The following is a 9420-nucleotide window of genomic DNA, read 5'->3' on the forward strand; positions in this document are numbered from 1 at the left end:
AACGGCATCGATGACCGGTATGCGACGCGCCGAGTGGTAAAGCGTCACCGAGCTGATAAGTTCATGTCTGGGTCAATCGATGCTCGGGAGGCGTCATGACTGGTCACGTTCGTGGCTCGCGCGGCACGTGGCAGACTTGCCTGGCATTGCTGGCCTGTCTGTCGCTGGACGCGATGCAGCCGGCCAGTGCCGAAGAGGCCGACGACATGGCGCTGGCGCTGGTGGAACAACGAAACCTGGGCGAAGGCCTCGCCTGGCTGGGGTATCAGGTCGCCTCGCGCACTGCGACGTTTGCCGGTATCGTGCAGGCGGTTGGCAAGACTGAAGCCCAGGAACTGGTGCAGAAGGAACTGCAGCGCCTGAAACCGGAATATCAGGCGCAGTGGGACCGCAATCTGGCAGCCGCATATGCTCATTCCTTTACCGCCGAGGAGTTGCGTTCGCTCAATCAGGGGGCGGATTCGCCTTCATTGGGGAACAGATTCAGGGCCAGAAACACCCAGGTCAGCACCGATATGAAAGCCCGATCATCGGAACTGCTGGGACAATTTGTCAGCCGTGCGCTGGGCAACGCCGAGGCAGCACTGCAACACTGACAGCTATTTTGACGATACGAGGCAAAAAAACATGGACGCATTCATGCAGGCAGCATTCGATGAGGCGCAACTCGGGCTGAAGGAGGGCGGAATCCCTATCGGCTCGGTCATCGTCCACGGCGGCAAAATCATCGGTCGAGGCCACAACCGTCGTGTACAAGAGGGCAGTGCGACGAAGCATGGCGAGATGGATGCACTGGAAAATGCCGGTCGCCAGCCGGCCAGTGTCTACCGTGACTCGGTCCTCTACACCACACTGTCGCCCTGTGCGATGTGCAGCGGTGCGATTCTGCTCTACGGCATTCGCAAAGTGATCATCGGCGAGAATGAGTCGTTCATGGGCGAGGAAGACCTGCTGCGCTCGCGTGGCGTGCAGATCGACGTGCTGGATAACCATGATTGCAAGCACATGATGCAGGGCTTCATCGCCAGCAAGCCCGAGCTGTGGAACGAAGACATCGGCGAGTGAATCCCGCGTCTTATCAGCCCCACGCTCCGCGCTCATCGTAAATCTAACTGCTTATCGTGCCAATGCTCGCGTTGGCATGCAGTTCGTGACGCTCTTCGTCGCCTGACACCTCCCTGATACCCTCAACGTTCAGACTTGCTTCAGAATACTGCCCGTCATTAATCTTCTTCGGCTCCTGCCTTAAAGTGCGGTTTGTGCCACTAATGTGCCTTTAACGGTGATAACCTCCTCCCATCTTTATCACGGTATGCATACCCAGCCGTTTACCAGGCCATTTTCGGAGCCCGATATGTCGGTCCAGCAGCGTAACAACGTCAACATTGTGGGCGACGGACCGATCACTCTGATTTTTGCTCATGGATTCGGCTGCGATCAGAACATGTGGCGTTTTATGGCGCCGCACTTTGCAGAGCGCTTCAAGGTCGTGCTGTTCGATCTGGTGGGCAACGGCAATTCGGATGTGTCGGCCTGGTATCCGCACAAGTATTCGTCGCTCAAGGGTTATGCAACCGACTTGCTGCAGGTGGTCAACGAGTTCGCCGCAGAGGGGCCGGTTGTGCATGTCGGCCACTCGGTCAGTTGCATGATTGCCGTGCTTGCCGAGCTTCAGTCACCCGGTCGTTTCGACGGCCACATCATGATCGGCCCATCCCCGCATTACCTCAACGAGGCAGATTACGTGGGGGGATTCACTCGCGCCGATGTCGATTCGTTGCTTGAAACACTGGAAAGCAATTATCTGGGATGGTCCAGCACCATCGCGCCGACGCTCATGGGCGCCTCGGACCAGCCTGAGCTGAGCGAAGAGCTCGCCAACAGTTTCTGTCGCACCAATGCCGAGATCGCCAGACAGTTTGCCCGCGTGACGTTTTTATCCGACCATCGTGCCGATGTCGTGCAACTCAAGAGCAGAACACTCATTCTGCAAAGCAGCGACGATATGGTGGTGCCGGTCGAGGTGGGTGAGTACCTGCACCGTGTCATCGCCAACAGCACCCTGCACATGATCGACAACGTAGGGCATTACCCGCACATGAGCGCAGCACAGGAATGCATTACTGCGATGAATCAGTTTCTGGCCTCTTACGAGAGCGCCGCACATGACCGTTGAACAGGTAAGCCTGCCCGCCACCGAAGAGCTCTATGAACAGGCGCCCTGTGGTTTGTTGATCACGCTGCCCAACGGCACCATCGAGCGCGCCAATCTGACGTTTTGCCGATGGCTGGGTCTGGAGCGCGACGCCGTGGTGGGCCGCCGCTTTCAGGATCTGCTGAGCCTGGCAGGCAAGGCCTTTCTGCAGACTCACTGGGCGCCTACGCTGCAGTCGCAAGGTTCAATTGCCGAGGTCAAGGTCGAGCTGATTCATGCCGATGGCCGCCCCATTCCGATGATGCTCAATGCCGTACGCCGCGAGTACCCGTCGGGGTATCTGCATGAAGTGGCCGTGTTCCTGGCCGAAGAGCGCAACAAGTACGAGCGCGAACTGCTGGCGGCCCGCAAGATCGCCGAAGAGCTCCTGCAACAGCAGATGACCGTGCAGAGCGAGCTGACTTCGGCGCGCAATCGCTTGCGTCTGGCGCATGCCGAGGCGGAGATCCGGGCTATTTTTGCCGAACAGATGATTGGCATCGTCAGCCACGACCTGCGCAACCCGCTGGCCGCGATCAAGATGGCTGCCGGACTGCTGGAGCGCACATCGCTTGAGTCGCGCCAGGAGCGGATTCTGGGACACATCAATCATTCCACCGACCGTGCCGATCGCATGATTGTCGATCTGCTGGATTTCACTCACGCCCGCGTGGGCAGCGGCATTACCGTCGTTCCTCAGTCTGTCGATTTTCACGCAGTGGTCGCCCGCGGCGTCGAAGAGCTGCGCCAGGTTTTCCCGGATCGGGTGCTGACCCATCGCAGCGAAGGGCAGGGCGCATGTTCGGCTGATCCTGACCGCCTGCTGCAGATGCTCGGCAATCTGGTCAGCAATGCCATCAATTACGGCACCGACGACGGTGAGGTTTTGATTACGTCGTCGTTCGACACCTGGATGATCAAACTGTCGGTGCACAACGTCGGTGAGCCGATACCGATGGAGAAAGTAGACGACCTCTACGAGCCCGTCGTACGCGTGGTCAGCGACAGTGACGAGACCCGTACAGTCGGGCTCGGCCTGTTTATCGTGCGCGAGATCGTTCGAGCCCATCTGGGCGATGTGACGGTTCGTTCTTCGGCTGAAGAGGGCACGACGTTCACGGTGGCGTTTCCGCGTCCCCCGGCGAAATCCGAGGTTTGATCAGGTTTCATGCAGATTGCCGATCAACCCGTGTTATTCACGGGTGCAGAAAAATCGTTACAGTCCTAAACTAGCGTGCTGCGTCATCACATCAAGGCTCATACAGGTTCTACATGCGGCGATCCATTTCAAATGATGTGGCCACGATCAGTCGGATCAGTGCGGTGCCGGCCATCCTGCAGGTCATTGCCGAATCCACAGGGCTGGGGTTCGCCGCCGTGGCGCGTGTAACCGAAAATACCTGGACGGCCTGTGCGGTTCTGGACAAGCTCGATTTCGGTTTGAAACCTGGCGGCGAACTGGACGTAAGCAGCACCATCTGCCATGAGATTCGCAACTCCCACAAGGCTGTGGTGATTGATCATGTCGCTGAGGATCCGCTGTTCTGTACGCATGACACTCCACGTCTGTACAGCTTTCAGAGCTATATCTCGGTGCCGATCTTTCTCTCCGACGGCTCTTTTTTCGGCACCATCTGCGCGCTGGATCCCAAGCCTGCAAAGCTGACCGGTACGCCCATCGAGGCAATGATGGTGTCGTTCGCACGTCTTCTGGCGCTGCAGATCGAGGCCGAGGAAAACCTGCAACAGGCGCGTGAAGACCTGCTCGCCGAACGTGAGGTGGCTGAGCTGCGCGAGCAGTTTATCGCCGTGCTGGGGCACGACCTGCGCAACCCCCTGTTTGCCATCAATGCCAGTGCCGAATTGCTGTTGCGTCGTCCGCTGGATGAAAAGGCCCTGCAGGTTGTGCAACACATCCTGACCTCTGGCCAGCGTGCTTCGCAGTTGGTCGATGACGTGCTCGATTTTGCCCGAGGCCGCATGGGCCACGGCATTCCTCTCAGTATCCATGAGGCGCACGGCCTGGATAAAACTCTGGAGCATGTGATTTCCGAGGTGCAGCGTGTTCATCCGTCGCGGCCGATTCATTCGGACATAGGCGTGCTGGAGCGTATCCGCTGCGATCACGAGCGGATCGCGCAATTGCTCTCCAATCTGGTGTCCAACGCGATCAGTCATGGCGATGCCGAGAGCCCGGTCGAAGTGACGGCAGGTGTGCATGACGAGCTGTTTGTACTCAGCGTTACCAATCAGGGGGAGCCGATACCTGAATCGGTTCGTGCGCAACTGTTCCTGCCGTACTCAAGACCCATCACCGATGAGCCGCAAGCCGGGCTCGGACTGGGTCTGTACATCGCCAGTGAGATCGCCATTGCTCATGGAGGTACGCTAGAGGTGTGCTCCACGCGTGAGCAGGGCACGGTCTTTACCTTCAGCATGCCGTTAAAGTCTGCGTAAGCATTCTGCGTCAGCCAACGCCTGAGCGCAGGCTGCCCGCCTCCGGAAAACCTCGCGCTGCAGGCCGTCGCGTCGTTCGGTTGCGACAGCCCTGACCATCCTTGTTACAAACTCGTCCATCGCTTTGCTTGCTCATCGGCAGTGTCGCGTCGAACCTGAGGCTCGGGTTGCCATCAAAGGCCTGAGCCTTCACGGTTACTCCGAAGTTTTCACCTTGCCCAGAGGTAGTGATGAACAGTTTTGTGCGCAATCTTGTCGGGGGCGTGCTTGTTGCGTCATGCAGCATCGGCGCAGCCCAGGCGCAGACGCTGCCCAACAGCACCCTCAACAACGGTGCCAGCAGCAACCCGTATAACAGCCCGATCCACCGTGCCAACCCCAACAGTCGCCAGGGCACCGAGTCCAGCGTGCCCCCGTCTCGTGGCCCCAACATCACGCCGCCGGTGCGCAAGCCTACCCTGGAAAACGGTGGCATCGGCAACGGCTACCCCACGCGCCAGAACACGCCACGTCCTTCTACACCGACAATCGACCCCAAGCGCAGTAACTGAATTTTCAACCCGGCGAACCCGTGTGGACGTCGACTCAATGCATAAGGAAACGCTCATGCTTAGAAAAACCCTGATCGCGACATTGTGTACTGCAGCCATTCTGAGCCTGCCATTGACGGCCAGCGCCGCTACGGAAACCTACAAAAGCGAACTGGGCACCGTCACGGTGACGCCTGTTGTCGAAGGTCTGGATCATCCGTGGGCGCTGGCCTTTCTGCCTGACAGGCAAGGCATGCTGGTGACAGAGCGTTCCGGCAACCTGCGCGTGGTGTCGGCGGATGGCAAATTGTCTGCGCCGCTTTCCGGGGTGCCGCAAGTCTGGGCGCAGAAGCAGGGCGGTCTGCTTGATGTCGTGCTGTCACCGGATTTCGCCAAGGACCGCATGGTGTATCTGACCTATTCCGAGGGCAGCGGCAAGACCGCCGCCGAGGGTGATACCGCCGGCACTGCCGCAGGGCGTGGTCGCCTGTCCAAAGACATGACCCGCTTGGAAGACTTCGAAGTTATCTTCCGCCAGGAACCGAAACTGTCAGTGGGCAACCACTTCGGCGCGCGGATGGTCTTCGATCGCGACGGTTACCTGTTCATTGCGCTGGGCGAGAACAATCAGCGCCCCACTGCGCAGGATCTGGACAAGCTGCAGGGCAAGATCGTGCGCATCTATCCGGACGGCAGCGTACCGAAAGACAACCCGTTCGTGGGCCAGAAGGGCGTACGCCCCGAGATATGGTCCTATGGCCATCGTAATCAGCAGGGGGCCGCGCTGGATCCCTGGACCGGGACGTTGTGGACCAACGAGCATGGTCCCAAGGGCGGTGATGAGTTGAATATCATCGAACGTGGCGCGAATTACGGCTGGCCGATCGCGACCCACGGTATCGACTACTCGGGTCAGCCGATTTCGGAGTCCAAGGGCAAGGTTGTCGAAGGAACCAAAATTCCGTTCCAGGTCTGGGAAGTGTCGCCGGGCTTGAGTGGCATGGCGTTCTATGACCACAGCCTTTTCAAGGCATGGGATCACAGTGTATTCATCGGTGCGCTGGCCACTGAGGAGTTGATCAGGCTGCAGTTCGAGAATGACAAGATCGTTCATGAGGAGCGTCTGTTGAAAGACATGAAACAGCGCATACGTGATGTGCGTCAGGGGCCGGACGGTTACTTGTATCTGTTGACCGACGACGATAAGGGAAGCCTGCTGAAAGTCGGCTTGGCTCAGTAATAAACTATTAATCGTTTGAAAAAGAAAATTCCCACAATGTTGTGGGAATTTTCTTATGAGTTGCTTGCGGTGGTAACCGTTAAAGCCGTCGGATCAATTATCCTTTGCGTCACGTACCACTTCGCCTGTCTTGGCATCGACGTCGTAGTTCCACTCTACACCCTTGGCGTCTTTCAGTTCGATCTGGTAGATCAGGCGGCCGGTGCGGTCTTTTTCCAGCTCGGTATCGCTGACCGTAAAGCCCTGGTGCTTGGCAACAGCGTTCTTGTTGAACTGTTCAAAGTCACCCAGCGCCTGAGACTTGTACAGGCGGATCACTTCATCGGGACCAACGTCAGCCTGGGCGGCACCTGCAACAGCAGTGAGGGCAACAGCGGCGAAAACGGCAGGCATAAGTTTCATGGGGTATTTCCTTTCTGATTGATCTGTCTTGATGGATTCATCACAGGCTGATTGGTTCAGCGGTTTTGTTGAACTCAGATTATCCGCGCTTACTTAATTCACGCTTAATTATTCAAGTGTGCGAAACGTTATGAAGCCGGTCTCGCTCTGCCGATTCGCAAGTAAAGTTTTCCCCTGCACTTCGTTTACAGGCAGAGCGTCACGTAAAGGTTGAAAAAAACCGGCAGTGAACGTAAAAGGTTGGCCCCCTGCCGGAAGGTGCGTCGCGTCTGTCCAGGCATCTGTCCTTTCGGAGTCTGCTCGATGAGAACGCCTTACCGACCTGCCATGCGCCACGCCTGGCGATTGTTACCGTTGGGTATGGCGGTTGCCTCGCCGTTGCTGGCCGCAGAAGTGGTCAGCCTGGATGCGGTCAATGTCACTGGGTTCAGCGAGCCGGAAAGCACCGGCGACTATAAAGCAGAGCGGGCGTCGATCTTCGGCTTGGATCAGGCCTCTCTGCTGGACACGCCGGCCTCGGTGTCGGTGTTCAGCGCTGCGCTGATCGAGGACCGTCAGGCAAAGCTGCTGAGTGAAGTGCTGCGCAACGATGCGTCGGTCGGCGACGGCTATGCACCAGTGGGCTATTACGAAAACTTTGTGGTGCGCGGGTTTTCGTTGAACGCCGCCAACAGTTATCGCATCAACGGCCGCAGCATTGCCGGTGAGCAGAACGTAGCGCTGGAGAACAAGCAGCAGGTCGAGTTGCTCAAAGGGCTCTCCGGCCTGCAGAGCGGTGTGGCCGAGCCCGGTGGCGTCATCAACTATCAGACCAAGCGGGCGCAGGACGTCCGGTCGGTCACGGTCTCGACCAACGAGCACGGTGAACGTTACATCGCCACCGACGTCGGTGGCTGGTTCGGCAGCGAGCAACAGTTTGGCCTGCGCGCCAACCTTGCCCACGAAGACATTCGCTCGTATGTCGAACACGCCGATGGCCAGCGCGATTTCGCCTCGCTGGCGTTCGACTGGAACATCAGCGAGCGCGCGCTGCTGCAACTCGACGTCGAGTACCAGACCAAAGAGCAGCGCTCGGTGCCCGGTTATCAGCTTCTGGGCGGTACTGCGCTGCCTCACGATGCCTCACCACGTAAACTGCTGGGCCACCAGAACTGGTCCAATCCGGTCGGTATCGACTCGCTGAACATGAACGGACGTTTCGAATATCGATTCAATGACAGCTGGAAGGGCAGTCTCAGCGCTTCACGCAGTCGTGTGGTCATCGATGACTACAGTGCCTTTGCGTGGGGTTGCTACGGCTCGGCCAGTTGCGCAGGGCAAGCGGTGCCCAACCACTTCAGTGCCGAGGGTGGTTATGACATCTATGATTTCCGCAGCCCGGACGACACGCGTCGCAACGACGAAGTCGAAGCGGCCATGTCCGGCACATTCACTACCGGATCGCTGGGGCACGAACTGACCTTCGGCAGCAGTGCCTACCGCCGAACGGTCGATACGCGCGGGACCTTCAACGAATTCGTCGGCTCGGGCAATATCAATGAGGCGCCCGAGCAAGTGGCCCCCTCGACTCTGGCGCTTGCGCACACCGAGCGTCGTCTGGACAGCCGCCAGTACGGGCTGTTTGCCACCGACCGGATCAGTTTCAACGAGCACTGGCAAACCGTGCTGGGCGGACGCGGGGTGCGGCTCGACGAACAGGCGTTCAACGAGGACGGCAGCGATGCGCGACACACCGAGCGCTATGTGTTTCTGCCTCAGGCGGCGCTGATCTACAAGCCGGTGGACAACGTTTCGCTCTACACCAGCTACAGCAAGGGCCTGTCGCTGGGCGGGACAGCGGCGTGGTTCACCACCAATGCCAGTGAAATTCTTGCGCCGACCGTATCCCGACAGCTGGAAGCCGGTATCAAGTATGACTGGCAGCGCATGAGCCTGACCGCCGCAGTGTTTCAGGCCCGCCAGGCGTATCAGTACTCCAGGCCCAACGATGACGGCACGTTTACCTATGTGCAGCAAGGCGAGCAGAAAAACACCGGGCTTGAACTGGGGGCGAGTGGCTGGGTGACCGACCGCCTGCAGATATCCGCCAGTGCGGCGGCCATCCGGGCGCGCGTTGAAGACAGCGGCACCAAGGCCTATGACGATCATCAGGCCCTCAATGTGCCCAGATACCGTGGCAGCCTGCAAGCTGACTACAGCCTGCCGGTGCCCGGGCTCGCCTTACTCGGCGGGATGCAGTACAGCGCCAGCAAGTACGCTGACCGTGAAGGCTCCGTGCAGGTCAATGACTACACACTGTTCAATATCGGCAGCCGTTACAGCACCCGAATCAGCGGCTACGACACGGTCCTGCGCCTGACCGTCGACAACCTCTTCGACAAACGCTACTGGCGTGATGCCGGGGAGTATCTGGGTGACGACTACCTGTTCATGGGCGCACCCAGAACGGCGAGATTGTCGGCCACTGTCAACTTTTAGTGGACGGGCTCTACTGCAAGGAGCGTTGGCACGATCGTCGGGATTCTCGTTCTGAACGCTCCAGCGTGGGAATGCAGTTCTCGACGCTCTGCGTCGTCAAGAGGACGCGGAGCGTCCGG

The 9420-nt window shown here is 58.7% G+C and carries 9 protein-coding genes; 8 read left to right on the forward strand and 1 reads right to left on the reverse strand.

The annotated features are described in order from the left end of the window. Positions 1-95: 95 nt before the first annotated feature. The 7 genes from BT119_RS20500 (at position 96) to BT119_RS20530 (ending at position 6421) form a co-directional block, all read left to right on the forward strand. Positions 96-596 carry a hypothetical protein gene (locus BT119_RS20500; RefSeq protein ID WP_003349900.1) on the forward strand — a complete coding sequence of 167 codons (501 nt, stop codon included), beginning with the start codon at positions 96-98 and terminating at the stop codon, positions 594-596. Positions 597-627: 31 nt separating this feature from the next. Continuing rightward, positions 628-1065: a nucleoside deaminase gene (locus BT119_RS20505; RefSeq protein ID WP_044309772.1), complete on the forward strand. Its 438-nt coding sequence runs from the start codon at positions 628-630 to the stop codon at positions 1063-1065. A gap of 289 nt (positions 1066-1354) precedes the next feature. Then, entirely contained in the window at positions 1355-2176 is an 822-nt protein-coding gene (locus BT119_RS20510; RefSeq protein ID WP_058397178.1) for an alpha/beta fold hydrolase, read from the forward strand. Next, positions 2166-3353: a PAS domain-containing sensor histidine kinase gene (locus BT119_RS20515; RefSeq protein ID WP_058397177.1), complete on the forward strand. Its 1188-nt coding sequence runs from the start codon at positions 2166-2168 to the stop codon at positions 3351-3353. Before BT119_RS20510 ends, BT119_RS20515 begins: the two co-directional genes overlap by 11 nt. Positions 3354-3466: 113 nt before the next feature. Beyond that, a complete protein-coding gene (locus tag BT119_RS20520) occupies positions 3467-4651 on the forward strand; it encodes a GAF domain-containing sensor histidine kinase (protein WP_072366847.1) in 1185 nt (394 codons plus the stop codon). 230 nt (positions 4652-4881) lie between these two features. Further along, positions 4882-5202: a hypothetical protein gene (locus tag BT119_RS20525; protein WP_024663710.1), complete on the forward strand. Its 321-nt coding sequence runs from the start codon at positions 4882-4884 to the stop codon at positions 5200-5202. A gap of 55 nt (positions 5203-5257) precedes the next feature. Beyond that, the gene (locus tag BT119_RS20530) at positions 5258-6421 is read left to right on the forward strand and encodes a PQQ-dependent sugar dehydrogenase (protein WP_003431049.1); all 1164 of its coding nucleotides are present in this window, start codon (positions 5258-5260) and stop codon (positions 6419-6421) included. Between the two features lie 93 nt (positions 6422-6514). Here the strand turns inward: BT119_RS20530 and BT119_RS20535 are convergent, their stop codons facing one another. Then, positions 6515-6823: a PepSY domain-containing protein gene (locus BT119_RS20535; protein ID WP_003363351.1), complete on the reverse strand. Its 309-nt coding sequence runs from the start codon at positions 6821-6823 to the stop codon at positions 6515-6517. Between the two features lie 303 nt (positions 6824-7126). On the opposite strand from BT119_RS20535, the gene BT119_RS20540 reads away from it, so the two are divergent. Next, a complete protein-coding gene (locus tag BT119_RS20540; RefSeq protein WP_072366848.1) occupies positions 7127-9301 on the forward strand; it encodes a TonB-dependent siderophore receptor in 2175 nt (724 codons plus the stop codon). Positions 9302-9420: the final 119 nt, after the last annotated feature.

Source organism: Pseudomonas sp. NFACC10-1 (assembly GCF_900119195.1).
Taxonomy (GTDB): Bacteria; Pseudomonadota; Gammaproteobacteria; order Pseudomonadales; family Pseudomonadaceae; genus Aquipseudomonas; species Aquipseudomonas cerasi.